Genomic DNA, 24,057 nt, shown 5'->3' on the forward strand with positions numbered 1-24,057 from the left:
GGCAGCGCAGCCCCCCCCTCAGCGATCAACGACCGCCCTGCCCCATGGCGGGATCGCTGAAGCCGTCGCGGCCCGTCTCCACCCGCCCAGCAAAGCGGCGAACGAACCCCGGCAGCGCGCTGCACGTGACCTGGAAGTCGTACCAGCGGGCGCTGCCGCCCAGGTCCCACTGCAGGTCCTGCGCCTGGCCCGGCGCCACCGTGGCGGTCCAGGGGCCGTCCTGGCGGTAGGCCAGGGCCTGCACGCGCAGCACGGCTTCCGCAGCGCCCGCGTTCATCAAGGTCAGGTGCACGTTGCCGTTGGCGATGTCGTAGCACACCCGCACTTCGGGCTGGGGCACGCCGGGGGCGCGCAGCGCGCCGAGCTGGCCCGCGAAGCTGCGGTGGAACCCGTTCGGCCCCAGCACCCACAGGTCGTAGGCGCCCGCATCGTCCGTGCCGGCATTCCAGCGGTCGTCGAGTTGCTTGCCCGCCTCCACCACGTAGCGGCGCGGGGCGCGGTCCAGGTGCAGCCGGTCGTAGACGTGGAAGACGGCCGCGCTGGTGCCGGTGTTCGAGAACAGCAGTTGCACCGTGCCCGCGGCCGGCTCCGCCCGGGCGCTGGTGTGCAGCTCGTACGGCAGCGCGCGCGAGGGCCGGGCCTGCACGGCCTGCTGCGGCAGGGCCTGCGGCGTGGGCACGGCAATCTGCGGCAGCGCCCCTTGCGCGGCGCGCAGGGCGTCGGCATCGTCCCGCGTGCGGCGGCCGGCCAGCGTGGCGAGCGGCCCGTCGTTGGGCGTGGCGAAGTTGAAGGCCGTGGTGAGGTCGCCGAACACCGCGCGGCGGTAGGGGCTGATCTGCGGCTCCTGCACGCCGAAGCGGGCTTCGAGAAAGCGCAGCACGGAGGTGTGGTCGAAGTTCTGCGAATTCACCCAGCCGCCGCGGCTCCACGGGGAGATCACCCACATCGGCACGCGCGGCCCGGGGCCGTAGCAGTCGCCATCGGGCGGCGGCATGCCGGTGCCGGGGACCGGGGTGTGCGTGTAGTACTCGTAGGCCATGTCCCGGTCGCTCAGCGTGGACTTGCCGATCTTGCCGCCGCTGGCATCCAGCGACGGCGCGCACGGCGGCGGCAGGTGGTCGAAGTAGCCGTCGTTCTCATCGAAGTTGATGAGCAGCACGGTCTTGCTCCACACATCGGGATTGGCCGTGAGGGCATCGAGCACCTCCTGCACGTACCAGCCGCCCTGCACCGGGCTGGAAGGGCCCGGGTGTTCGGAGTACGTGGCGGGCGGCACGACCCACGACACCTGCGGCAGCGAGCCGTCGAGCACCGCCTTGCGGAAGGTGCCGAGAAAGCCGCCGTCCGGCATGGTGTTGGCAATGCCCTTGTAGAGCGGGTTGCCGGCGTTGTCGCTCGCGGGGTCGTAGGCGGGGTTGACGTCGCGGTCGTGGTAGACCGGCTTGCCGGAAGCGAGGTTGGCCTGGCGGTACTGCGGAAAGCCGAAGAGCGGGTTGTCGGTGAAGTTGTCGGGCATGTTCTGGTAGACCATCCACGAGACGCCGGCCTTTTGCAGCCGCTCGGGGTAGGTGGTCCAGTCGTAGCCGCCGGTGCGGATGTCGGTGTCCGAATCGAGCTCGTCCAGGGCGTTGTTCACCACCACCCGGCCGGAGGGGCCCGTGGCGCCGTTGGTGCCGGTCCAGTGGAACAGCCGGTTGGAATTGGTGCCGCCGTGCAGCGAGCAGAAGTACGCATCGCACACCGTGAAGGCTTCGGCCAGGGCGAGCTGGAACGGGGCCTCCTGCTGCGTGTAGTAGCCCATGGACTGGGGCTGCTTGTAGCGCGCCCACTCCTGCATGCGGCCGCGGTCCCAGGCGTTGCGCGCGTCGACCCAGCTGTGGGGCGTGCCGCTCACGCGCTGGGCATTGCCGGCCTTCTGGTCCAGGTGGTAGGGCAGCACGGGCGCGCCGCTCTTGTCCAGCTGCTGCCACACGCTGCGGCCGCCGGCCACGGGGATGGTGAACCGGTCGCCGAAGCCGCGCACGCCGGGCAAGGTGCCGAAGTAGTGGTCGAAGGAGCGGTTTTCCTGCATGACGATCACGACGTGCTCCACGTCCTGGATCGTGCCGGTGCGGTGGTTGGCCGGAATGGCCAGGGCCCGGCGGATGCTGGGCGGGAACAGGCTCAGCGCCGCGGCGGACGCGGTGGTGCCGGCCGCGGCCTGGAGGAACTTGCGTTTCCGGGAATCGATGGTCATGGTGTGCTCTGCGTGGGTTCGACGGGGAAGGCGTGCGCGATCAAGGGGCGCAGCGCAGCTGGGTCTTTTCGGCGCCGGGGGCATCGGCGGAGGTGCCGCCTCCGCCACTGCCGCCGCAGCCCGCCAGGGCCAACGCCATCGCCGAACCGGCCAGAAACATGAAGAGCGGTCGCGCCCAGCGGGGGCGCGATCGAAGGGCTGCAGGGATCAAGGTCATGGAAGGGTCTCGCGGGTCGAGTGGATCAAGCGGCGGACTGGGCCAAAGACCGAACTTCGGGGGGACCGCCTTGCAGTTGCAGAAAAGTGCTTAAACGCAGGAATCTGCAACCCGAATGATCCGCCCGCACCATGTCAGCGCCATGACGGCAGCGGCCTTCCTGGAGCAGGGGCGCCCCTCCCCGCGCACGGCAGAACGACAAAAAGCACAAGGCGGCCCCGGAAGCCGCCTTGTGCTTTGAAAAGACAGAAAAAAGGAGCGGAGCGCGTGGCGCCCCGTCATCCAGGCGCCAGGGCGCCTTCGATCACGCCGGTGCGGTGGTGCGGATCAGGTGGTCGAATGCGCCCAGGGCCGCCTTGGCGCCCTCGCCCGCCGCGATGATGATCTGCTTGTACGGCACCGTGGTCACGTCGCCCGCGGCGAACACGCCCGGCACGTTGGTGCGGCCATGCGAGTCCACCACGATTTCGCCGAACTTCGACAGCTCCACCGTGCCCTGCAGCCACTGGGTGTTGGGCAACAGGCCGATCTGCACGAAGATGCCTTCCAGCGCCAGTTGCTTCGCTTCGCCGCTCGCGCGGTCCTGGTAGGCCAGGCCCGTCACGCGGTTGCCGTCGCCCAGCACCTCGGTCGTCTGCGCCTGGGTGATGACGGTCACGTTGGGCAGGCTGCGCAGCTTGCGCTGCAGCACGGCGTCGGCCTTCAGCTCGGCCGCGAACTCCAGCAGCGTGACGTGCGCCACCACGCCGGACAGGTCGATGGCCGCCTCCACGCCGGAGTTGCCGCCGCCGATCACCGCCACGCGCTTGCCCTTGAACAGCGGTCCGTCGCAGTGCGGGCAGTAGGTCACGCCCTTGGTGCGGTACTGGTCTTCGCCGGGCACGTTCATGTTGCGCCACCGCGCGCCGGTCGAGAGGATGACGGTGCGCGAGCGCAAGGTGCCGCCGTTTTCCAGCTCGACCTCGATCAGGCCGCCTTCCGCTGCGGCGGGCTTCAAGGCCTTGGCGCGCTGCAGGTTCATCAGGTCCACCTCGTAGTCGTGCACGTGCTGCTCCAGCGCCGCGGCGAACTTGGGGCCGTCCGTCTTGCTGATCGAGATGTAGTTCTCGATGTCCAGCGTGTCGTTGACCTGGCCGCCGAAGCGCTCCGCGGCCACGCCGGTGCGGATGCCCTTGCGGGCGGCATACACGGCGGCCGCAGCGCCGGCCGGGCCACCGCCGACCACCAGCACGTCGAAGGCTTCCTTGGCCGAGAGCTTGGCCGCATCGCGCGCCGCCGCGCCGGTGTCCAGCTTGCCCACGATCTCTTCCACGGTCATGCGGCCCGAGCCGAAAACCTGGCCGTTCATGAACACCATGGGCACGGCCATGATTTCGCGGTCGGTCACTTCCTGCTGGAAGGCGCCGCCTTCGATCACCGTGGTCTTGATGCGCGGGTTGAGGATGGCCATCAGCGACAGCGCCTGCACCACGTCCGGGCAGTTGTGGCAGGTCAGGCTCATGTAGACGTCGAACTCGAAGTCGCCATCGAGGGCCTGGATCTGCTCGATCACGTCCTGCTCCACCTTCGGGGGATGGCCGCCGGTCCACAGCAGGGCCAGCACCAGCGAGGTGAATTCATGGCCCAGCGGCAGGCCGGCGAAGCGCAGGTGGGTCTGCGTGCCGGCGCGCTGCAGGGTGAACGAGGGCTTGCGCGCGTCGTTGCCGTCGGTGCGCAGGGTGATCTTGTCGCTGCGCAGGCCCTGGATGGTTTCCAGCAGTTCGCGGGTCTGGGTGGAAACCTCGCTGCCGTCCAGGGACGCCACGATCTCGAACGGTTGCGTCACGCGCTCCAGGTAAGCCGAAAGTTGGGTTTTGAGTTGGTCGTCGAGCATGGTGGTGTCCTTTGCGATTCGAGTTATGTCGTTGGGCGGTGCGGCCAGTGCCGGGCACGGAGCGGAGAAATCGGGGGTGAGCGGGCGAAAAAAAGCCGGACGGCATGGCGCGCACGCCATGCTGCTGTCCGGCCAGGGGCGCCCGGGGCGCCCCGCTCCTGCGGGAGGCCGAGGGGCTTAGATCTTGCCGACCAGATCCAGGGAAGGCGTCAGCGTCTTGGCGCCTTCCTTCCACTTGGCGGGGCAGACCTGGCCTGGGTTGGCGGCGGTGAACTGGGCCGCCTTCAGCTTGCGCAGGGTTTCCGACACGTCGCGGGCGATTTCGTTGGAATGGATTTCCTGGGTCTTGATCACGCCATCGGGGTTGATCACGAACGTGCCACGCAGTGCCAAGCCTTCTTCAGGAATGTGCACGCCGAACGCGTTGGTCAGCTGGTGCGTGGGGTCGCCCACCAGGGGGAACTTGGCCTTGCCGACGGCGTCGGAAGTTTCGTGCCACACCTTGTGCGAGAAGTGCGTGTCGGTCGTCACGATGTAGACCTCAGCGCCGGCCTTCTGGAACTCGGCATAGTTGTCGGCCGCGTCTTCGATTTCGGTGGGGCAGTTGAAGGTGAAGGCCGCCGGCATGAAAATCAGGACGGACCACTTGCCCTTGAGGTTGGCTTCGGTCACTTCAATGAAGTCGCCCTTGCCGTCGCGGTTCACGAAAGCGGTGGTCTTGAAGGGCTGGACTTGCGTATTGATCAGGGACATTGCTGTTTCCTAGGTTGATGGCTGAACACGAAAACCTGAAGTTTAGGCGCTCCCAACCCATCAATCCAATTAATTGACTTCATCAAGTCGATTGCCGCAGGCTATAAAAAGCAAGGGGCTCGGTGGCGTGGGCAGGAGCGAACGACTGTATCTGAGGACGCCCAACGCGAACACAACTCAGCATCAAACACAGCCATACCGCCCGGGCAGGGGGATTGCCTTGCGCCACATGGCCCGCGTCATGACAATCGCACCCCAAACCCACACAAGGAGAATCTCCATGCAAGGCGACGCACAGGTCATTTCGCATCTGCAGGCACAGCTCAAGAACGAACTGACGGCCATCAACCAGTACTTCCTGCACTACCGGATGCTCAAGCACTGGGGCTTCGACAAGCTGGCGAAGAAGGAATACGAAGAGTCGATCGGCGAGATGAAGCATGCCGACAAGCTCATGGACCGCATCTTCATGCTGGACGGCCTGCCCAACCTGCAGGACCTGGCCAAGCTGCAAGTCGGCGAGGACGTGCCCGAGATCCTCGAATGCGACCTGCGCTCCGAGCGCGGTGCCCAGGCCACCATCAAGGACGGCATCGCCCACTGCGAAACGGTGCGCGACTATGTCTCGCGCGATCTGCTCCAGGGCATCCTGGACGACACCGAAGAGCACATCGACTTCCTCGAAACGCAGATCGACCTGCTGGCCAAGGTCGGGCTGCAGAACTACCTGCAGTCGCAGATGGGCGAGATCGAATAACGCACCACCTGCCCGGCACCCGCCCCCGGGTAACCCGTGCTCCAGCCGGCCTTCGGGCCGGTTTTTCGTTTCCGCCCCGGTATCGCCCCTGAAAGTGTGGCGCGCACGCATCAGGTGGCGTGCCCATCGCGCCCAAGTTCCCACTGTTTGTTGCGATTGCACACAACGGAATGCGAACGATTCTCATGAAACCTAGAATACCGGCCTAGCCAGCCAGCCAGTTCGCCCCGGGCCCTGTGCCCCGCCTGCAGCCAGCGCCCCAACCTGCATGGAGCCTTTCGATGCTGCACTGTCCTGCGCGCGCCTGTTTCGCCACCCCGGCCGATCACCCTTTTTCCGTCACCCATTCCCACGCGGCTGCCATCGCTCCGGTGGGCGCCGCCCGGCCATGAAGGCGGCCCGCGTCGACTGGCGCTACCGCCTGGCGATCACCTCCCGCGCCCTGGCGGGGGGGCTGGGTGGCTACGCGCTGGCGGCGGCAGTCACCGCCGCCCTCACCCTCGGCCTCATGCCGTTCATGCCGCGCGTGGAGGCGGTGCTCACCGCCACGCTGCTGTCGTGGCTGGTCTATGCCTGCGCCGTGGCCTGGGCCTTCTATGCACGCACGGCCTGGGGCGCCTGGGGCGCCCTCGGGCTGCCGGCGCTTGCCCTGGGCGCGCTGGCGATGACGCCCCGCTGGCTGGGGGGCGCATGAAGCCGAAGACCGCACCCGAGCGCGAAGGTTTCCGCCAGGCCATGGCCTGGCTGCACACCTGGTCCGGCCTGATCCTGGGCTGGCTGCTGTTCGCCATCTTCTTCACCGGCACGCTGAGCTTTTTCAAGACCGAATTCAACCTGTGGATGCGGCCCGAGCTGCATGCCCTGCCGCCCGCCAGCGCCGACGTGGCCGAGCGCGCGCAGCAGGCGCTGCACCGCAAGGTGCCCGACGTGACGCAGTGGTTCATGCGCCTGCCCGACGAGCGCCAGCCCGGCGTGACCATCCTGTGGCGCGGCAAGGAGGGCGGGCGCTTCAAGACCTTGCTGATGAACCCGCAGACCGGCGAGGCCATCGAGACGCGCGACACCATGGGCGGCGAGTTCTTCTACCGCTTCCACTTCGAGCTGCGCACCGCGCAAAAAGGCCGCTGGACGCTGGAGGGCCGCTGGGTGGTGGGCGTGGCGACGATGCTGATGTTCATCGCGCTGCTGACCGGCGTGGTCACGCACCGGCGCATCTTCAAGGACTTCTTCACCTTCCGGCCCACCAAGGGTGGGCAGCGGGCGTGGCTGGACGCGCACAACGTCTCGGGCGTGCTGGTGCTGCCGTTCTATCTGATGATCACCTTCAGCGGGCTGATGATCTTCCACTCGATGTACATGCCCTCGGGCATTGCCGCGGCCTACCCCGACCCCAAGGGCACGGATTCGCAGACCTACTTCGCCGAGATGCAGGGCGACACGGCCTCGGGGCGCAGCGCGCGCCGCGCGCCGGGCGAGGCCGTGCCGGCGCTGCCCCTGACCGATCTGGCGCCCGTGCTGGCCAGCGCGCACCGCACCTGGGGCGATGCGCGCATCGGCGGGCTCAGCGCCCGCCGCGACGGCGACCGGGCGGTGATCGAGGTCACCCGCCACGACGGCGACCGCCTGCAGTACGGCCCCGCCCGCATGCGCTTCGATGCCGTCACCGGCGAGACGCTCGCGCTGATCGACCCCGATTCGCCCGCCCTGCGCACCTACCGCGTGCTCTACGGCCTGCACCTGGCGCGCTTCGCCGGGCCGGGTATGCGCTGGGGCCTGTTCGGCTTCGGCGTGCTGGGCAGCCTGATGATCGCCACCGGCATGGTGCTGTGGAGCGTCAAGCGCCGCCAGCAGGCGCAGCGCAAGGGTGCCGCCGCGCCGCCGCTGCGGCGCGGCGAGCGCCTGGTGGCCAGCCTCAACGTGGCCCTGCTGGGCGGCCTGCCGCTGGCCACGGGCGTGTTCCTGGCCTCCAACCGGCTGCTGCCGCTGGACCTGGAAGGCCGCGCCGATGCCGAGCTGTCGTGCTTCTTCGGCGCCTGGGGCCTGGCCCTGCTGATCGGCATCGTGCGGCCGGACCGCTGGGGCTGGAGCGTGCTGCTGGGCCTGGCGGGCGCGGTGTTCGCCGCGCTGCCGGTGCTGAACGCCTTCACCACGCACACCCACCTGGGCGTGACGCTGCCAGCCGGCGAATGGGTGTGGGCCGGCATGGACCTGTCGTTCCTGGCCACCGGCGCCCTGCTCGGCTGGATGGCCTGGCGGCTGCGCCCCGCGCGCGGCGCGAAAGTGGTCGCCACCCGGGGCCGGTCCGCCGAGACCGGCTCCGCCACGCCCCCGAGCACCCCCTCCACCCCTGCCGCAGGAGCCTGACCGCCATGTTCGAATTCTTCCTCTGCTTTGCCGGCTGGTCGGGCCTGGCGCTGGGCATGGACCGCCACCACCAGGACGCCTGGAACCGCGAAGGCGGCGAGCGCCAGCTGCGCACGCTGCGCCGCGTGGGCTGGGCACTGCTGGCGCTGTCGCTCGTGCATGCCGCCGCGTGGCCGGGCGACAGCACCGCCGCGCTCAGCGTGACGTGGTGGACCATGGCCCTGTCGCTGGCCGCCGTGTGCGCCACGGCCGTGGCCACCTGGCAGCCGCGCCGCCTGCCCGTGCTGGGCCTGGTGGCCGGTGCCGCGGCCCTGCTGGCGCTGGCGCTCTAGCCCAGGGCCCGCCGACCGGGTTCGCGCCCGGTTCCATTTTTTCCAGCCACCCGCAGCCCCCCGGGCGCGCGGGAAGCCATGTCTCCACGCCGTGTCGTTTCTTTCATCGACGGAAAGCCTTTCATGCGATTGCCTCCCCTGAACGCCATCACCGCGGCCGCATGGCTCGCCGCAGCCGCCACCGCCCACGCCCAGACGGCGGCGCCCACCGTGGCCCTGCCCGAGGTGAAGGTGACCGATGCCCCGCAGGGCGAGGCCACCGAGGGCTCGGGCCAGTACATCGCCCGCGAGATCAGCGTGGGCAAGCTGGTGCAGTCGCCGCGCGAGACGCCGCAGTCGGTGAGCGTGATCACGCGCCAGCGGCTCGATGACATGAACCTCACCAAGCTGGAAGACGCCGTCAAGCAGACCACCGGCGTGAACGTGACGCGCCTGGATGGCGCCGGCAACTACAACACCATCCAGTCACGCGGCTTCGACATCGGCGCGCTGCTGCTGGACGGCGTGCCGATCCCGCAGGGCCCCAACTACGCCACCGCGATGGACACCGCCATCTACGACCGCATCGAGGTGCTGCGCGGTCCGTCCGGCCTGCTGCAGGGCGCGAGCGAACCCGGCGGCACCATCAACCTGGTGCGCAAGCGTGCGCAGTCCGCCCTGGGGCTGAACGCCAACGTGTCCGCGGGTTCGTGGAACATGCGCCGCGCCGACGTGGACCTGACCGGCGCGCTCAACGCCGCGGGCACGCTGCGCGGCCGCGTGGTGGCGGTGAAAGACGACCGCGACAGCCACGTCGCCACGCTGAAGAACGACAAGACCCTGGGCTACGGCACGCTGGAGCTGGACATCACCCCGTCCACCACGCTGTCGGTCGGCCACACGCGCCAGAAGGTGCGCGCCACGGTGGACCAGGGCCTGCCCGCGTATGCCGACGGCCGGCTGCTGGACGTGCCGCGCTCCACGTTCGCGGGCATCGCCGCCAACCGCCAGGACCTGGACAACACCGACACCTTCGCCGAACTGGAGCACCGCCTGTCCAATGGCGGGCAGGTCAAGTTCGTGGCGCGCGACGTGCACCGCGAATCGCTGTACCGCTCGGTGCGGGCCAACTCGGCCGTGGCCGCCAACGGCAACTACCAGTTGCAGTCGGTGGACTTCCAGCAGGACCTGAAGGACCGCAACTACGACCTGTACATCGCCTCGCCGCTGTCGCTGGCCGGCCGCACGCACCGCGTGCTGCTGGGCGTGAGCCACACGACCAGTGAAAGCCTGGACGGCAACTCCGCCTTCGGCGCGCCCCGCACCGCCAACATCTTCAATCCGCAGTACGACCTGCCCTACCCCAGCATCACGCTGCCCGGCTTTCAGAGCGCCACCCGGCGCACCGAGAACGCGCTGTACGGCCAGGCGCAGGTCAGCGTGGCCGAGCGCCTGAAGGTGCTGGCCGGCGGGCGCCTGTCCTGGGCCAAGGCCGAGACGCGCACGCTGGGCACGGGCCAGACCACGGCCACCGCCGACCCCGGACGGCAGTTCATCCCCTCGGTGGCCGCGATCTACGAGCTGAACGAAAACCTCTCGGCCTACACGAGTTACGCAGAGACCTTCGTGGTGCAGTCCAGCCTGGACCGCGCGGGCCGCCTGCTCACGCCGCGTTCGGGCTCCCAGATCGAGGCGGGCGTGAAGGGCGAGTTTTTGAACAAGCGCCTGCAGACGCACTTCGCCCTCTTCCGCATCCTGGACAAGGACCGCGCCATCGCCGACCCGGACGTTCCCACCGCCTCCCTGGCCGGCGGCAAGGTGCGCGCGCAGGGCTTCGAGACCGAGGTGAGCGGCCAGGTCGCGCCCGGCTGGGACGTGCTCGCCGGCTACGCCTTCACCGCCACCAAGTACCTGCAGGCCCCCGTGTCGCAGCAGGGCCAGGTGTTCAGCCCCATCACGCCGCGCCACAGCGTGAACCTGTCCACCCGCTATGCCTTCAAGGGCCCGGTGCTGCAGGGGCTGAGCGTGGGCGGCGGCGTGAGCTACCGCAGCGAGTTCTTCGCGCAAAGCGGCACGGTGCGCCTGACCTCGGGCGACTACGCGCTGTTCAACGCCCAGGTGGCCTACCAGATCAACGACAAGCTTTCGGTGAGCCTGAACGTGGACAACCTGTTCGACAAGACCTACTACGAGAAGGTCTCCAGCCTGGGCCGCCAGAACTTCTACGGCGAGCCGCGCCGCGTGACGGTGGCGCTCAAGGCGCGCTACTAGGCGCACGGCCGAGCGGGGCCCCGATGCTGCCGGCCGCCATGGCCTTTTTGCATCGAAACGGCCTCCAGCGCATGTTCTTCTAGGGCATACCGCTATTTATTTGATAGCTAACGTTTTTTCAACCTCTGTTTCACAGGAGCTTTCCGATGTCCACCTTGCTCAAGCCCATCACCGCCGCCGTGCTGTCCGCGCTGGCGGCCACGGCCGTCCAGGCCCACCAGGTCTGGATCGAGGCCAGCGGCGCCCAGGCCCGCGTGCAGTTCGGCGAATATGCCGACGGCCTGCTGGAAAAGTCGCCCGGTGCGCTCGACAAGTTCAAGGGCGTGCCGGTGCTCGAGCAGCAGCCACGCGGCGGCGAGGCCCGGCGCATCGAAGGCCAGCGCACCGCCACCGCGTTCACCTACGCCCTGCCGGCGCCGGCCGACACGCTGTTCGCCGAGGCGCCGTATCCGCTGATCGACCGCACCAAGGCCGGCCAGCCACCGCTGCTGTGGCGCCCCGCCGCGCGCTGGGTGGCCAGCCTGGCGCAGCCCGTGGCCGCCACCGCGCCGCTGGACGTGGTGCCCACCGGCAAGGCGGGCGAGCTGCGCGTGGTGTTCAACGGCAAGCCGCTGCCCAAGGCCCAGGTGACCCTGGTATCGCCCTCGGGCTGGGCCCGCGAGGCCGCCACGAATGCCGAAGGCACGGTGCACTTCGAGCTGCCCTGGAAGGGCCAGTACGTGGCCGAGGTCAAGCACAGCGACAAGCAACCCGGCGAACACGCGGGCGAGAAGTACGGCGAGGCCAGCTACCTCACGACGCTCACCTTCGTGCAGGCGGCCGGCATGGAATCGCCCCCGCTGCCCGCCCCGGCCGCGCACTGACCGCCGCGCCGGGCCGGCGCTGACCGGCCCACCCTCCCCGAAGACCTTTCACGGCCACCGCGCCGTGACGGCGGCGGCGCCCTGCGCGCCGCATTTTTGAACCGAACAGCCCTCCTGCCAGCGGATTCATTGCCAGGAGTGCTATTGAAAAAGTAGCAACATGACCTCGCACCTTCTTCACCCGCGTGCCCACGGCGCGCCCTGCCGCCCCCTGCCCCTGGCCGCCGCCCTGCACACCGCGATCGCGCTGCTGTGCGGCCTGGGCGCCAGCGCCGTCCAGGCCCAGTCCGCCGCGCCCGTGGCGGAAACCACGCTCGCCCCCGTGACCGTCAAGGCCGGCGCGGACCAGGAAAGCCCCACCGCGCCCGTCAGCGGCTTCGTCGCCAAGCGCGCCCTTTCGGCCACCAAGACCGATACGCCGCTCATCGAAACCCCGCAGGCCATCAGCGTGGTCACGCGCGACCAGATGGAGGCGCAAGGCGCGCTGACCCTGCGCCAGACCACGGCCTACACCGCCGGCATGGTCTCCAACTACTTCGACAGCCGGGTGGACAACTTCACGGCACGCGGCGGCAGCGTGACGCAGTACCAGGACGGCCTGCTGCGCACCTACGGCACCTACAACAACACCAAGGCCGAGCCCTACCTGCTGGAGCGCGTCGAATTCCTGCGCGGCCCTTCGTCCGTGCTGTACGGCCAGGGCAGCGTGGGCGGCGTGCTCAACCTCACCAGCAAGCGCCCGCAGGCCGAGCCGCTGCGCGAAGTGCAGGTGCAGTTGGGCAACTACGCGCGCAAGCAGATCGCCGCCGACATGACCGGCCCGCTCACCCAGGACGGCGAGTGGCTCTACCGGCTGGTGGCCGTGGGCCGCGACAGCGACTCGCAGGTCGACCACGTGAGCGACGACCGCCTCATCCTCGCCCCGTCGCTCACCTGGAAGCCCAACGCCGCCACCTCGCTCACGCTGCAGTTCACGCACCAGAAAGACCAAAGCGGCTCGCTGATCGGTTTCTTTCCCTGGCAGGGCACGCGGCTGTCCAGCCCCTACGGCCAGATCCCGACCTCGACCTTCATCAGCGAACCGGGCTGGGACGCCTTCGACACCGAGAACAACTCCTGGGGCTATCTGTTCAGCCACCGCCTGAACGACCAATGGACGGTGCGCCAGAACCTGCGCCGCACGGTGAGCGAGGTGGACTACCGCAGCATCTACACCAGCTTCAGCGCCAACCGCGCCACCGGCCGGCCGGCGCGCCCGGTGTTCAATGCGGACAACCGCACCTTGCTGCGCGACGCCTCCTGGCAGATCAACTCCAGCCGCCTGCTGCTGGCGGACACGCAGATCGAAGGCAAGGTGCAGGCCGGCGCCACCGAGCACACGCTGCTCTTCGGCATGGACGCGCAGCGCAACGAAACCAGCCAGTCCTCGTGGTTCCAGACCATCTCGGGCATCGATGCCTATGCGCCGGTGTACGGCAACTTCACTGCGCCCTCGGCCTCCGCGCTGGTGCGCCAGCCCAACGTCACCCAGCGCCAGCTGGGCTTTTACGCCCAGGACCAGATCCGCTGGGGCCGCTGGACGGCCACGCTCGGCCTGCGCCACGACAGCGCCAAGACCGAGACGGCCGGCCGCCCCGCCGCCGCCGTGGACGACACCGCCTGGACCAAGCGCGTCGGCGCCACCTACCAGGCCGATGGCGGCTGGGCACCGTACGTGGGCTACTCCGAATCGTTCCAGCCGCTGGGCGGCGTGGACTTCTTCGGCACCCCGTTCAAGCCCCAGCGGGGCGAGCAGTGGGAAGCCGGCGTGAAGTGGCAGCCGCAGGACCGGGGCATCAGCGCCTATGCCGCCGTGTACCAGCTGCGCGAGAAGAACCGCAAGACCAACGACCCCTCCAACCCGCTCAACAGCCTGCAGCTTGGCGAGGTGAAAACCAAGGGCTTCGAGGCCGAGATGACCGCCAGCCTGGCCCGCAACTGGGACTGGACAGTGGGTTACGCCTACACCGACGCCGTCATCTCGCGCAGCAATGCCGGCGACCAGGGCCTGCCCGTGGCCAGCGTGCCCAAGCACACGGCATCGAGCTGGCTCATGCACCGCTTCGCGGCCGAAGGGCGCGGCGGCTGGACGGTGGGTGCGGGCGTGCGCTACACCGGCTCGCAGTGGACCGGCACCACGGCCATCACCACGCCGTCGGCACTCATCGCCGATGCTATGGCGGCCTACGACGCCGGCAGCTGGCGCTTGGCCTTCAACGTGGTCAATCTCGCCGACAAGGTGCAAATCACGCAGTGCCTGGCGCGCGGCGACTGCTTCTACGGCCAGCGCCGCACCTACACGATGACGGGCACCTACCGGTTCTGAACCTAAGAGTTATCCCGGCAGGCAGAGCCAGCACTGCTCGCCTGCCGGAGCCCAGCCGATAGTAGCCACCGCTTGATCATCCAGCAGTTGCTGCAAAGACAACAGCCATAGTCAGCCGACAACACAATAAGGAACCTCTCAAAACCCCAATCCCAGCCACCAAGCACCTTTAAATCAACGAGTTACGACGCTCAAACTTGCAAATCCGGAGATTTTGAGAGGTTCCCCGACGGTTGAGAAAATGCAGCACTGGCCTTTGGAGAGATTAAAGAGAAAGATTCTTGTGCCATACACGAAGCAAGAATCTTTCGTAAAGAACGCTGATCTGGAAGAAATTTTTTATTCAACAAGGCCCCATAGATGCGCCACAACGTGCCTACGGCATAACCTGAGAAGGTGTGAGTCTTTCGCAGTTCATGCATTCAGGTGGGATGTTTTCAAAAACAACATCATTGCCTATTTGAACAACATTCAGCGGCGACTCAAACCACCAGTACAGCTGCCCATTCATCCACATATCGACCACCTTGCTTTCACCCAGAAGAACTTCCGGATCGTTTCGATACAAGCGAACGAATGTAGGAATTTTCATTTTGTAATGAATAATCCGCTGAATGAAAGAAGCGTCATAGTATTCCACCCGATAAACGTGGCGCGGGCTGAGCGACGTATGAGAAAGTTTCGGTTTGGATGCATACCATAGACCGACGAAAGCAAGCATGCAAAGAAGCGTGATGACAACCCGGTGAAGGTGGCGTTTGTTCTTTTTTGGGGTGTTCATAAAGTGAATTTTTGAGAAAATGGAAGGTGCACGCGGTATACGTCAGACAGCACCATGAAATCTCCCCCTTTATTGTTTTTACTACGCCACTTCTGAAAATCACCATTGTTTACGTAATATTTCCGCCTCTCCACATCCGAAGGCTTTTCGTCAACGGTTGAGTCTTCAATTTGGATAGTTAATATGGTGGAGAGCCCACATTCAACGCCACTGAAACCCCAGCAGCCAAGAGGTTGCGATATCAACGAAGCATCATTGAAATCGTAAGAATCTCGCAAATAAAAACCTAGCTCATCAATTTCAATGAGGATTTTTCCACCCGATTGAGGGGTGACAATTCCAGAAACAGCAATGTTGAGCTGGGACTCTCCCATGGCACCATAGAAGTCATCCATGGGGTCACCCGATTTGCCAACGCCCAAATAATTGACTTGAAAGAGATCATCAATAATCTTGGCTGGTTGGTCCAGGTTACCGAAACGCCAGCATTGCTGCGTTCGCTGACGAGATTCTCGGACAACCCGGCGCTTCAAAAGAGTCAATCCCGCAGTGCTGGGCCACTTAGCCTGTAGTTGAGCCAATGCCGTCTGGACGCGAGCGAATTTCAGCGCCCACGCCATAGTGACAGTCGTCTCGTCAAGCTGCGTCGTGGGCAACTGGCTAAGCCGATTTCCCTCAGCACTGCGTTTGGCTTCTGGAGAAAGCGCAAATGACGCACCATTGAACCACCGGTCCATCAAACTGGCAGCTACGGGCCAGCCCAATCGTGAACGCATCACATTGGGGATGTCGCGCAGTTGGAAAACTTTGGTTTGGTAAGTTGGTTCTTTCTTTTTAGAATTTCCGCTGATTGCAGCCAGCGCATCTTGCAATATATCGGTCATAAAATTTCTCTTTTTAATATTTCTTTCCATCATTTCGAGCGCGTCCACCGTCCGCTACATATCGGCGTGGCTCAAGGCAATTTGTAGTGACTCGGCCCATTCATCAAATAATTAGCAGTCTTGATTTTTGGGAACCTCCCAAAACCCCGATGCCAGCCACTCAACACCTTTATAAATCAAAGAGTTACGGCGCTCAAACCTGCAAATTCAAAGGTTTTGAGAGGTTCCCAATAGGCACCACGGAAGCAATGCTAAAGGAAATTATTTTTGATTTTCTTCATGGTTTAATTTCCCCCAAAGATTCGATGATTTTTTGTGATTCGACGCGTCCCAGATCCCGTTGCTCTTTAGAAATTCCGGATTCAGCTCTATTGAGAAAATCGCTTTTAAGCAGAGCTTGGCGTTTCGATTCATCACGACCGACCAAATAATGCCAAGCGTGCGCATAAGCATATGAGCGCACGGGATCGTAAAGATCACTGAAAACCGCACCGGGACGTTCAGTTACGGGCTTGTTGTCGTACACATCCGAAAGAAGCAGCAAAGCCCCTATCTGCCCTTGCTGCGCAGCCACGTTCAACCATGAAACCGCCTGTGTCTGCCACTCTTTAACTACTGGGTTTTCAAGGGTCTGGGGCCCAGTGGTTGCGCCCCATCTGCCTAAAGGTCCCGCCGTATAGAAAGCCACCATCGCGTCCAAATCACCGTCTCTGGCCCAATTACCGAGAATCTCCGAGCGCAATTCGTAGTCAGCATCCGAAAGGCGGGCGCACATCTCGCTTTGCGCCTTCACCATAGAGTCAAGGACAGCAGTTTGGGCCGTTACACCTGTACGGCTCTTTTCTGCCACCGCTGCTTCCCTGTTTAGCTCCGTAGAAGCACAAAAAGAGAGTCCTGCGATGACTTCCTCCTGAATTGACCGACCCTTTTTACCTTGACGATAATCCACCACACCTTGCCAAACGGGGCGTATCGGCATTTTCAAACCGTTGACAAGCACCTTGGCACTGGCAGGCTGGGAAGTATTTTTATCATCCCTACTCAATGCGCCGGAGGCACTGGCACTCAAAGGCTGGAGATTTAAGTTCGCAACAGGAGCGATTTTTGTAGATCTATTGACTGGCAGGGCGTCGCCTTCCCAGTGGGCCACCGTTACTGCACCTGCGGCAATTAATAATCCACCAACAATGAAGACCTTACGACTTTTCATTAGAAAACCTTTTTTGCATTTTCATCTCGACGATTTTTCACCCTCTCATTATCAAAATATTTGCCCATATCAATATTAACGGCTTTCAGGCTTCGATTTTGCGGGCAGTAGCATCGCTTCAAGGCGGCTGATTCATCGCTCAGGAATGGGGCGTTGCTTCGTGGAATGGGTGTGAATGTGGCTGAAGGTGTGCCCAACGCTCTGACTCAAGCGCCATCTCCGACACAGAAAGTTGCGGAGTGAAATGAACACCAATGCAACTCAGACTTCTGGCAAATTTCCAAAAGCCACAGGAACTGGAAAGTTCTCTCACCACGGTGATCGGAATTTTGTAGTTTTGGGCAAGGTAATTCAGCAAAGCAGTGCCGTACCCCTGCCTCCGATACGCGCTAAAAATTTCGACGTTATATACGTAAACACGATCATTCAAGGGTAATACCGCATAACAAGCCTCTCCCACAGTCGTTCCTTGTTGGTTCTTGATGACGGCTTTCACGTCTGGATTGGGAGCCGTAAAAGTCATGTCGTAAGTTCTGGTCACATCCATGGTGATTTTTGGAACGTGAGCCAGCCTACGTTGCACGCGCCATCTGGACAAAATGCTGATCATCTTATTCTCCCCATAATTTATACAAATACGAAGCAAGTCTTCGAAGACCATGCTCAGGCAGAGCCAGGCATGCTAATCACTGGGTGTTTTTCGCCAGCACCCTATAAGCATTTTAAATAACGCCAAAGCCATTAGCGTGTCGAACTCTAACGGTTTAAGATTTGATCGCCCAAAGCAATTTGTTGCAAACCGTTTTGCTGGACATATTGATCGCGCGAGAGCAATGGCCGGCGCCAAGGAAATCACGGCACACAGCGCGTTCTGCAAGCATTCATAGTTGAGTCGAGGGGTTTCCAGACCTGGGGACGGCGGAGCAACCAAGCGCCGATGTTGCCGACGAAGTCCCTGGCGGTACCCCAAACAGCATGGCTGCTCGCGCTGTGCACACCAGCCCCGAGCACGCCGAACTGGCGGCGTGCCTGGCCCTGTGCCGGCACAGCGAACGTCGGAGAACCGACAGCCCCGTGCAGGCGCCGCGACAGCAGGTGCGTTCTTGAGCAAGCGCGTGAAGACGTAGCCCGGTCTCTCATGCGCCAGACACCGCGTGGTGCACACCACCGTTGCCTGGCGCGCGGCGACTGTTTCTACGGCCAACGCCGCACGTACACGATGACGGGTACCTACCGGTTCTGACGACGGCGCCGCACCGGGGCCTCACCCCAGCCACCACCGTGCCAGGGCGCCGTACAGCGGAATGCCCAGCACGAGGTTGAAGGGAAAGGTGATGCCCAGCGACAGGCCCACGTAGAGCGCCGGCCGGGCCTCCGGCATCGCGTGGCGCAGCACGGCGGGCACGGCGATGTAGGAGGCGCTGGCGCCCAGCACGGCCAGCAGCGTGGCCTCGGGCACCGCCAGGCCCGCCAGCTTGGCCAGCCCCAGGGCCAGCAACCCGTGCGCCACCGGGCCCACCACGGCGAACAGGGCCAGCGGCAGGCGCTGCGCGCCGAGCCCGGCCAGGCCCGGGAGGCTGCGCGCCGTCATCAGGCCCATGTCCAACAGGAAGAACGCCAGCAGGCCCTTGAACAGGTCCACGGTGAACGGATGCATGGCCTGTTCGCCCTGCGCACCCGTCAACAGCCCCACCAGCAGCAGCACGGCGCCGCCATCGGTCAATGCCTCGCGCAGCACCGGGCCCAGTGGCGAGCCCACCCGCGCCGACCCGATGCCCGGGCCGCCGGCCATCACGGCCTGCGATCCCACGGCAATGGGGGCCACCGCGGCCGGGGCGCGCAGCCAATGCGCCATCACCACCGCCAGCACGATGGCAGGCGACTCCATCAGCGCCATGGCCGCGGCCATGTAGCCGCCGGCGGGGGTGCCTTGCTGCTCCAGCAGGTGGCTGGCGGTCACGAAGGTCACGGCACTGACGCTGCCGTAGGTGGCCGCCACGGCCGCCGCATCGAAGGGCGGCAGCAGGCGGCGCAGCACGCACCATGCGATGGCCGGCACGGCGACGGCGAGCACCAGGGCACTGACCAGGGCGGCGGAGACCTGCACCGTCCAGCCGGATTGGGCCAGGGCGAATCCGCCCTTGAGACCCAGCGCCATGAGCAGGTACAGCGACAGAAAGCGCGACAGCGGCGCGGGAATCTCCAGGTTGGAGCGCAGCAGCCCGGCCGCCAGGCCGAGCACGAAGAACAGAATCGCGGGATCGAGCAGGTGTTTCATGGGGCGCGATGCTAGGCGGCAACGGCGATGAAGGAAAATCGATACTGTCGATCCGACCCATCGGGATTTCTCTATGCATGCCACTTTCCGCCAATTGCAGATCATGCTGGCCCTGGCCGAAACCGGCTCCATCACCGGGGCCGCGCGCCACTGCCATGTGACCCAGCCCACGGCATCGATGCAGCTCAAGGAGCTGTCGGACGCCATCGGACTGCCGCTGTACGAGCGTGTTGGCCAGCGGCTGCACCTCACCCAGGCGGGCGAGGCGGCGGCGCAGACGGCACGCGCCATCGCGGCCGACTGGGAGGCATTGGAGCAGCGCGTGGCCGCGCTCAAGGGCGTGAGCCAGGGCCGGCTGCGCATCGCGCTGGCCAGCACCGCCAAGTACTTCATTCCGCGCATGCTGGGCCGCTTCTGCGAAGAGCATCCGGGCGTGGACGTGGCAATGCAGGTGCTCAACCGCGATGGCGTGGTGCAGCGCCTGCTGGCCAACGAGGACGATCTCTACATCCTGTCCATCCCGCCGCGCGGCGTGCCGCACGACCGGCAGGTGCTGCTGAGCAACCCGCTGGTGGTCATCGCCGCGCACGACCATCCGCTGGCCGCGCGCCGGCGCGTGCGGCTGGAGCAATTGCTCAAGGAGCCCTTCATCCTGCGCGAGACGGGTTCGGGCACACGGCTGGCGACGGAGGAGCATTTCAAAGCCCTGAGCTTCGCGCCGCGGGTGCGTCTGGAACTGGGCAGCAACGAGGCCATCAAGCAGTCCGTGGCGGCCCGCATGGGCCTCGGGCTGGTGTCGCGGCATGCACTGGCCGCAGACCCTGCCAGCGAAGGCGTGGCCATCCTGGCAGCGGAGCGCATGCCCGTGCCCTCGTCGTGGTACGTGCTGTGGCCGCAGGGCAAGCGGCTGTCGCCCATTGCCGAGACCTTTCTGCGGCAACTGCTGCAACAGGCGCGCGGGTGGGAAGTGCACTCCTGAAGCCACCGGGCGGCGCGCGGTGCCATCGCTATGGCATCCACAGCGAGCCGCGCGACGCGGCGGCCTTCAGCGGCCCGCGATCATTTTCACGCCCAGGCCCACGAACACGGTACCGGCCATGCGGTCCAGCCACAGGCCGGCGCGCGGCCTGCGCTGGAGCCAGGCACCGATGGCCCCCGCAAAATAGCCCAGCAGCCCGAACAGCACTGCCGCCTGCAGCGTGAACAAAAGCCCCAGCAGGCCCAGTTGCAGGGCGACGTTGCCTTGCGCCGGCACCACGAACTGCGGCAGGAACGACAGGAAGAAAAGCACCACCTTCGGGTTGATCGCATTGGCGAGCATGCCCTTGAAGAACAGGCTCCGCAGCGACTGCGCCGGTGCGCCCGTGGCATCGACGCGGCCGGCGCCCTGGCTGCGCAGCGCCTGAATGCCCAGCCAGATCAGGTAAGCCCCGCCCAGCCACCGCAACGCCGTGAAGGCGACGGGCGACGTGGCGATCAGCGCGCTCACGCCCACCACCGCCAGCAGCGTGTGGCTCAGGCACCCCAGCGCGCAGCCCAGGCCGAACACGATGCCCTGCCAGCGCCCCCTGGACATTCCCATGCCCAGCACCAGCAGGTTGTCGGGACCGGGGGTGGCCGTGATGAGCACGGCGGTGAGCAAGAACGCGAGCAGTTGGGCGAAGGTGAACATCGGACGATGATATTCGCGCGCGGCTCCCTCTCGACCCGCCTGGAGTGCAGCATGCCTCGACCCCAAAAAAAAGGCCGCGCTGTGCAGCGCGGCCTTTCGACGACACGGTGGGGATCACACGTTCATGATCGACACGAGGCGCGTGTTCAGATGGGCTTCCACGGCCTCGGAGCCACCTTCGGAGCCGTAGCCCGAATCCTTCAGGCCGCCGAAGGGCAGCTCGGCTGCAGGAGCGGCGGCCTGATTGATCCAGAGCATGCCCACTTCCAGGCGCTGGGCCAGCAGGTGCGCGTTCTTGAGCGAGCGCGTGAAGGCATAGCCCGCCAGGCCGAACGGCAGGCGGTTGGCCTCGGCGATGGCGTCCTCGATCTTCTCGAAACCGCGCACGGCGGCCACGGGGCCGAAGGGCTCTTCGTTGAAGATGCGGGCCGACAGCGGCACGTCGTTGAGCACCGTGGGCTGGAAGAAGTTGCCTTCGCTGCCGATGCGTTCGCCGCCGGTGGCCAGTTGCGCGCCCTGTTGCACCGCGTCGGCCATCAGGTCGGCCATGGCGGTGATGCGGCGCGGGTTGGCCAGCGGGCCCATCTGCGTGCCGTCGGCCAGGCCGTTGCCCACCTTGAGGCCCTGCGCGTGGCGCGACAGCGCAGCCACGAACTCGGCGCGAATGCTTTCATGCACCAGGAACCGCGTGGGCGAGATGCACACCTGGCCCGCGTTGCGGAACTTGGCGCCGCCGGCGGCCTTGATGGCCAGCTCGACATCGGCGTCTTCCGCCACGATCACCGGGGCGTGGCCGCCCAGCTCCATGGTCACGCGCTTCATGTGCTTGCCGGCCAGGGCGGCCAGTTGCTTGCCCACGGGCGTGGAGCCGGTGAAGGTCACCTTGCGGATGATCGGGTGCGGGATGAGGTAGTTGGAGATTTCCGCCGGGTCGCCATAGACCAGGCCCACGGCGCCTGCGGGCACGCCGGCATCGGCGAACGCGCGGATCAGCTCGGCCGGGCTGGCCGGGGTTTCTTCGGGTGCCTTCACGAGGATGGAGCAGCCGGCCGACAGGGCCGCGGCCAGCTTGCGCACCACCTGGTTGATCGGGAAGTTCCAGGGCGTGAACGCCGCCACGGGGCCCACGGGGTCCTTCACGACCATCTGGCGCGCGGCCAGGTTGCGGGACGGCACGATGCGGCCATACACGCGCTGCGATTCGTCGGCGAACCACTCGATGATGTCGGCGGAGGCCATGGTTTCCATGCGGGCCTCGGCCAGGGGCTTGCCCTGCTCCTGCACCATGATCGCGGCGATGGCGTCGGCGCGCTCGCGCATCAGGGCGGCGGCGCGGCGCATGGTCTTGGCGCGGTCCACCGCGGGAATGTCGCGCCAGGCCTCGAAGCCCTTTTGCGCGGCCTCCAGGGCACGGTCCAGGTCGGCCTTGCCCGCATGCGCCACGCGCCCGATCTCCTTGCCGGTGGCGGGGTTGTGCACGGCGATGGATTTGCCGTCGGCGGCGTCCTGCCATTGGCCGGCGATGAAAAGGCGGGTGCTGGGGTAACTCATTGTGCGAATGCTCCTGCTGTCGGGGGTGGGTGGAAGGAAGAAGGGGGCGAGCCCCTGCCGCGGCGGACCCTGCCGCGCGGCGCCAACGGGCAACTATAGGCCCGTTCGCCGGGCCGTGCAGTCCGCGCGGTTACATCCCCAAAGCCCGTGCGGGGCCGGGCCGTGCACACACGGGTACCCGGCGGATCAAGGCCGCGCTGCCGCCACCTGCGCGGGCGCGTCGCCCCAGCCACCGCCCAGCGCGCGGATCAACCCCACCGTCGCCGTGTACTGCGCGGTGCGCACCTGCAGCGCCTGGCGGCGGTTGCGCAGCTCGCTGCGGCGCGCGTCCAGCAGTTCGAGCTGGCTCACCAGGCCGTTGCGGTAGCGCGAGTCCGACAGCTGCGTGGCGCGCGCGGCGGCCTGCACGGCGCGGCCCTGGGCCTCGGCCTGGCCCGCCAGCAGGCGCAGGGCGCCCAGTTGGTCCTCGACCTCGCGGAACGCGGTGAGCACCTGCCCCCGGTGCGCGGCGAGCGCCCCTTCCAGGCGGGCACGGGCGCCCTCTTCCTGCGCGGCGCGCTGGCCGCCGTCGAAGATCGGCAGCGACAGCAGCGCACCGATGCCCCACGACCGGGCCGACCACTTGAACAGGTCGCCCAGCTCGGGCGAGGCGTAGCCGCCGTTGCCCGTGAGCGTGACGGCCGGAAACCACGCCGCCTGCGCCACGCCCACGCGGGCCTGCGCCGCCAGCACCGAGGCCTGCGCCGCCGACACGTCGGGCCGGCGCGCCAGCACCGTGCCGGGCACGCCGGCCGGGATCACGGGCAGCACCGCTTCGCCGGCAGCGCCTGCAGTGCCCGCAGGCGCCACGGCGAAGCCGCTCGCCACGTCACCCACCAGCACGGCCAGGGCGTTGTTCAGCAGCACCTGCTGGCGCTCCAGCGCGAGCGCCTCCGATTCGGTGGCGGCCACTTCCGTCTGCACGCGCGCCAGGTCCAGCTCGGCCACATCACCGGCTTGGTAGCGGCGCTGCGTGAGGCGCAGCGTGTCGCGGTACGCGGCCAGGCTTTCCTCCACCAGCACGCGCTCGGCCTGCACCGCGCGCCATTGCAGATAGGTCTGCGCCACGTCGGCCTGCACCATGAGCCGCGTGCTCTGCAGCAGCGCATCGCGTGCCTGGGCGTCGAGCCGCGCGGCATCGCTGGCCTGCGACAGGCGGCCGAACAGGTCGAGCTCGTACGACACGTTCAGGCCCGCCGTGGCCAGCGTGGCCGGCACCGGGCCGCCCGTGGCGGTGTTGGCGCCCGCCTGCCGCGATACGCCGGTGGACACGCCGACCTGCGGGGCGCGGTTGGCATCGGCCGAGCGCAGCAGCGCCCGCGCTTCGGCCAGCCGCGCGGCGGCCTCCTGCACGGTGGTGTTGCCGCGGCCGGCGCGCTCCACCAGGCTGTTCAGCACCGGGTCCTGAAAGCCCAGCCACCACTCGCCGCGCGGCTGTGCCTCGGCGGGAGGCGCGGTGGTCCACGACCGCGCGCCGTCAGCCTCGCTGAACGTGGCCGGCACGGCCACGCCGGCATGCTCGGGCGGCGGGGCGAGCGGGGTGCCCATGCAGCCAGCCAGCACCAGGGCGGCCGCCAGGGGCGCCAGGCGGGACCAGGACGGCAGGGAAATCGACATCAAGGGGGCAGTCAT

21 protein-coding genes are annotated in these 24,057 nt (G+C 66.3%); 9 read left to right on the forward strand and 12 right to left on the reverse strand.

The window, feature by feature from the left end:
* Window positions 1-25: 25 nt before the first annotated feature.
* The 4 genes from AVMA1855_RS00365 to ahpC form a co-directional block, all read right to left on the reverse strand.
* Complete coding sequence (locus AVMA1855_RS00365; RefSeq protein WP_284424180.1) at window positions 26-2,236, reverse strand: phosphocholine-specific phospholipase C; 2,211 nt, start codon at window positions 2,234-2,236, stop codon at window positions 26-28.
* A gap of 40 nt (window positions 2,237-2,276) precedes the next feature.
* Window positions 2,277-2,453: a hypothetical protein gene (locus AVMA1855_RS00370; protein WP_284395346.1), complete on the reverse strand. Its 177-nt coding sequence runs from the start codon at window positions 2,451-2,453 to the stop codon at window positions 2,277-2,279.
* A 304-nt stretch (window positions 2,454-2,757) separates the two neighbouring features.
* Window positions 2,758-4,326 (reverse strand): alkyl hydroperoxide reductase subunit F, encoded by a 1,569-nt coding sequence (gene ahpF, locus AVMA1855_RS00375; protein WP_284424181.1) that lies wholly within the window; start codon window positions 4,324-4,326, stop codon window positions 2,758-2,760.
* Window positions 4,327-4,503: 177 nt separating this feature from the next.
* Window positions 4,504-5,079 carry an alkyl hydroperoxide reductase subunit C gene (gene ahpC / locus AVMA1855_RS00380; protein WP_272551795.1) on the reverse strand — a complete coding sequence of 192 codons (576 nt, stop codon included), beginning with the start codon at window positions 5,077-5,079 and terminating at the stop codon, window positions 4,504-4,506.
* 280 nt (window positions 5,080-5,359) lie between these two features.
* On the opposite strand from ahpC, the gene bfr reads away from it, so the two are divergent.
* From bfr to AVMA1855_RS00415, 7 genes are all read left to right on the forward strand, one after another.
* On the forward strand, window positions 5,360-5,836 hold the full coding sequence (gene bfr / locus AVMA1855_RS00385; RefSeq protein WP_092744334.1) for a bacterioferritin: 477 nt from the start codon (window positions 5,360-5,362) through the stop codon (window positions 5,834-5,836).
* A gap of 388 nt (window positions 5,837-6,224) precedes the next feature.
* Window positions 6,225-6,530, forward strand: coding sequence for a DUF3649 domain-containing protein (locus AVMA1855_RS00390; protein WP_284424182.1), 306 nt, complete (start codon window positions 6,225-6,227; stop codon window positions 6,528-6,530).
* The gene (locus tag AVMA1855_RS00395; protein WP_284424183.1) at window positions 6,527-8,200 is read left to right on the forward strand and encodes a PepSY-associated TM helix domain-containing protein; all 1,674 of its coding nucleotides are present in this window, start codon (window positions 6,527-6,529) and stop codon (window positions 8,198-8,200) included. The genes AVMA1855_RS00390 and AVMA1855_RS00395 overlap by 4 nt, the downstream gene beginning before the upstream one ends.
* 5 nt (window positions 8,201-8,205) lie before the next feature.
* Window positions 8,206-8,532 carry a DUF3325 domain-containing protein gene (locus AVMA1855_RS00400; RefSeq protein ID WP_284395364.1) on the forward strand — a complete coding sequence of 109 codons (327 nt, stop codon included), beginning with the start codon at window positions 8,206-8,208 and terminating at the stop codon, window positions 8,530-8,532.
* A gap of 123 nt (window positions 8,533-8,655) precedes the next feature.
* Window positions 8,656-10,782, forward strand: coding sequence for a TonB-dependent siderophore receptor (locus tag AVMA1855_RS00405; RefSeq protein ID WP_284424184.1), 2,127 nt, complete (start codon window positions 8,656-8,658; stop codon window positions 10,780-10,782).
* Between the two features lie 146 nt (window positions 10,783-10,928).
* Window positions 10,929-11,645 carry a DUF4198 domain-containing protein gene (locus AVMA1855_RS00410; protein WP_284424185.1) on the forward strand — a complete coding sequence of 239 codons (717 nt, stop codon included), beginning with the start codon at window positions 10,929-10,931 and terminating at the stop codon, window positions 11,643-11,645.
* A 160-nt stretch (window positions 11,646-11,805) separates the two neighbouring features.
* Window positions 11,806-14,010 (forward strand): TonB-dependent siderophore receptor, encoded by a 2,205-nt coding sequence (locus AVMA1855_RS00415; protein WP_284424186.1) that lies wholly within the window; start codon window positions 11,806-11,808, stop codon window positions 14,008-14,010.
* Window positions 14,011-14,386: 376 nt separating this feature from the next.
* Here AVMA1855_RS00415 and AVMA1855_RS00420 read toward each other — a convergent pair whose 3' ends face one another.
* The 4 genes from AVMA1855_RS00420 to AVMA1855_RS00435 form a co-directional block, all read right to left on the reverse strand.
* A complete protein-coding gene (locus tag AVMA1855_RS00420) occupies window positions 14,387-14,791 on the reverse strand; it encodes a hypothetical protein (protein WP_284406052.1) in 405 nt (134 codons plus the stop codon).
* Complete coding sequence (locus AVMA1855_RS00425; protein ID WP_349817079.1) at window positions 14,788-15,723, reverse strand: DUF6402 family protein; 936 nt, start codon at window positions 15,721-15,723, stop codon at window positions 14,788-14,790. The genes AVMA1855_RS00420 and AVMA1855_RS00425 overlap by 4 nt, the downstream gene beginning before the upstream one ends.
* Window positions 15,724-15,952: 229 nt before the next feature.
* Window positions 15,953-16,885: a hypothetical protein gene (locus AVMA1855_RS00430; RefSeq protein ID WP_284424187.1), complete on the reverse strand. Its 933-nt coding sequence runs from the start codon at window positions 16,883-16,885 to the stop codon at window positions 15,953-15,955.
* 139 nt (window positions 16,886-17,024) lie between these two features.
* Window positions 17,025-17,546, reverse strand: a complete 522-nt coding sequence (locus AVMA1855_RS00435) for a GNAT family N-acetyltransferase (protein ID WP_284424188.1) — start codon at window positions 17,544-17,546, stop codon at window positions 17,025-17,027.
* 314 nt (window positions 17,547-17,860) lie between these two features.
* Here AVMA1855_RS00435 and AVMA1855_RS00440 point away from each other — a divergent pair, with 314 nt between their 5' ends.
* Window positions 17,861-17,992, forward strand: a complete 132-nt coding sequence (locus AVMA1855_RS00440; protein ID WP_284424189.1) for a hypothetical protein — start codon at window positions 17,861-17,863, stop codon at window positions 17,990-17,992.
* 157 nt (window positions 17,993-18,149) lie between these two features.
* On the opposite strand, the gene AVMA1855_RS00445 is transcribed toward AVMA1855_RS00440, so the two are convergent.
* Window positions 18,150-19,163, reverse strand: coding sequence for a sodium-dependent bicarbonate transport family permease (locus tag AVMA1855_RS00445; RefSeq protein ID WP_284424190.1), 1,014 nt, complete (start codon window positions 19,161-19,163; stop codon window positions 18,150-18,152).
* Window positions 19,164-19,236: 73 nt separating this feature from the next.
* Between AVMA1855_RS00445 and AVMA1855_RS00450 the strand changes: the two genes are divergently transcribed.
* On the forward strand, window positions 19,237-20,142 hold the full coding sequence (locus AVMA1855_RS00450) for a LysR family transcriptional regulator (protein ID WP_284424191.1): 906 nt from the start codon (window positions 19,237-19,239) through the stop codon (window positions 20,140-20,142).
* Between the two features lie 66 nt (window positions 20,143-20,208).
* Here AVMA1855_RS00450 and AVMA1855_RS00455 read toward each other — a convergent pair whose 3' ends face one another.
* The 3 genes from AVMA1855_RS00455 to AVMA1855_RS00465 all read right to left on the reverse strand — a co-directional run bounded on the left by AVMA1855_RS00455 (window position 20,209) and on the right by AVMA1855_RS00465 (window position 24,057).
* Entirely contained in the window at window positions 20,209-20,835 is a 627-nt protein-coding gene (locus tag AVMA1855_RS00455; protein ID WP_284424192.1) for a LysE family translocator, read from the reverse strand.
* 114 nt (window positions 20,836-20,949) lie between these two features.
* Entirely contained in the window at window positions 20,950-22,386 is a 1,437-nt protein-coding gene (locus tag AVMA1855_RS00460; RefSeq protein WP_284395382.1) for an NAD-dependent succinate-semialdehyde dehydrogenase, read from the reverse strand.
* A 186-nt stretch (window positions 22,387-22,572) separates the two neighbouring features.
* Window positions 22,573-24,057, reverse strand: a complete 1,485-nt coding sequence (locus AVMA1855_RS00465; RefSeq protein ID WP_284424193.1) for an efflux transporter outer membrane subunit — start codon at window positions 24,055-24,057, stop codon at window positions 22,573-22,575.

It is taken from the genome of Acidovorax sp. SUPP1855 (assembly GCF_030158955.1).
GTDB lineage: Bacteria > Pseudomonadota > Gammaproteobacteria > Burkholderiales > Burkholderiaceae_C > Paracidovorax.

Excerpts from the sequence above, each read along its gene's own strand:
- AVMA1855_RS00455 (WP_284424192.1), bottom strand. The coding sequence starts at position 20,835 with ATGTTCACCTTCGCCCAACTGCTCGCGTTCTTGCTCACCGCCGTGCTC.
- AVMA1855_RS00415 (WP_284424186.1), top strand. The coding sequence starts at position 11,806 with ATGACCTCGCACCTTCTTCACCCGCGTGCCCACGGCGCGCCCTGCCGC.
- AVMA1855_RS00420 (WP_284406052.1), bottom strand. The coding sequence starts at position 14,791 with ATGAACACCCCAAAAAAGAACAAACGCCACCTTCACCGGGTTGTCATC.
- AVMA1855_RS00430 (WP_284424187.1), bottom strand. The coding sequence starts at position 16,885 with ATGAAAAGTCGTAAGGTCTTCATTGTTGGTGGATTATTAATTGCCGCA.
- ahpF (WP_284424181.1), bottom strand. The coding sequence starts at position 4,326 with ATGCTCGACGACCAACTCAAAACCCAACTTTCGGCTTACCTGGAGCGC.
- AVMA1855_RS00460 (WP_284395382.1), bottom strand. The coding sequence starts at position 22,386 with ATGAGTTACCCCAGCACCCGCCTTTTCATCGCCGGCCAATGGCAGGAC.
- AVMA1855_RS00390 (WP_284424182.1), top strand. The coding sequence starts at position 6,225 with ATGAAGGCGGCCCGCGTCGACTGGCGCTACCGCCTGGCGATCACCTCC.
- AVMA1855_RS00445 (WP_284424190.1), bottom strand. The coding sequence starts at position 19,163 with ATGAAACACCTGCTCGATCCCGCGATTCTGTTCTTCGTGCTCGGCCTG.
- AVMA1855_RS00395 (WP_284424183.1), top strand. The coding sequence starts at position 6,527 with ATGAAGCCGAAGACCGCACCCGAGCGCGAAGGTTTCCGCCAGGCCATG.
- AVMA1855_RS00400 (WP_284395364.1), top strand. The coding sequence starts at position 8,206 with ATGTTCGAATTCTTCCTCTGCTTTGCCGGCTGGTCGGGCCTGGCGCTG.
- AVMA1855_RS00370 (WP_284395346.1), bottom strand. The coding sequence starts at position 2,453 with ATGACCTTGATCCCTGCAGCCCTTCGATCGCGCCCCCGCTGGGCGCGA.
- AVMA1855_RS00410 (WP_284424185.1), top strand. The coding sequence starts at position 10,929 with ATGTCCACCTTGCTCAAGCCCATCACCGCCGCCGTGCTGTCCGCGCTG.
- AVMA1855_RS00365 (WP_284424180.1), bottom strand. The coding sequence starts at position 2,236 with ATGACCATCGATTCCCGGAAACGCAAGTTCCTCCAGGCCGCGGCCGGC.
- AVMA1855_RS00435 (WP_284424188.1), bottom strand. The coding sequence starts at position 17,546 with ATGGTCTTCGAAGACTTGCTTCGTATTTGTATAAATTATGGGGAGAAT.
- AVMA1855_RS00405 (WP_284424184.1), top strand. The coding sequence starts at position 8,656 with ATGCGATTGCCTCCCCTGAACGCCATCACCGCGGCCGCATGGCTCGCC.
- AVMA1855_RS00450 (WP_284424191.1), top strand. The coding sequence starts at position 19,237 with ATGCATGCCACTTTCCGCCAATTGCAGATCATGCTGGCCCTGGCCGAA.
- ahpC (WP_272551795.1), bottom strand. The coding sequence starts at position 5,079 with ATGTCCCTGATCAATACGCAAGTCCAGCCCTTCAAGACCACCGCTTTC.
- AVMA1855_RS00465 (WP_284424193.1), bottom strand. The coding sequence starts at position 24,057 with ATGACTGCCCCCTTGATGTCGATTTCCCTGCCGTCCTGGTCCCGCCTG.
- AVMA1855_RS00440 (WP_284424189.1), top strand. The coding sequence starts at position 17,861 with ATGGCTGCTCGCGCTGTGCACACCAGCCCCGAGCACGCCGAACTGGCG.
- bfr (WP_092744334.1), top strand. The coding sequence starts at position 5,360 with ATGCAAGGCGACGCACAGGTCATTTCGCATCTGCAGGCACAGCTCAAG.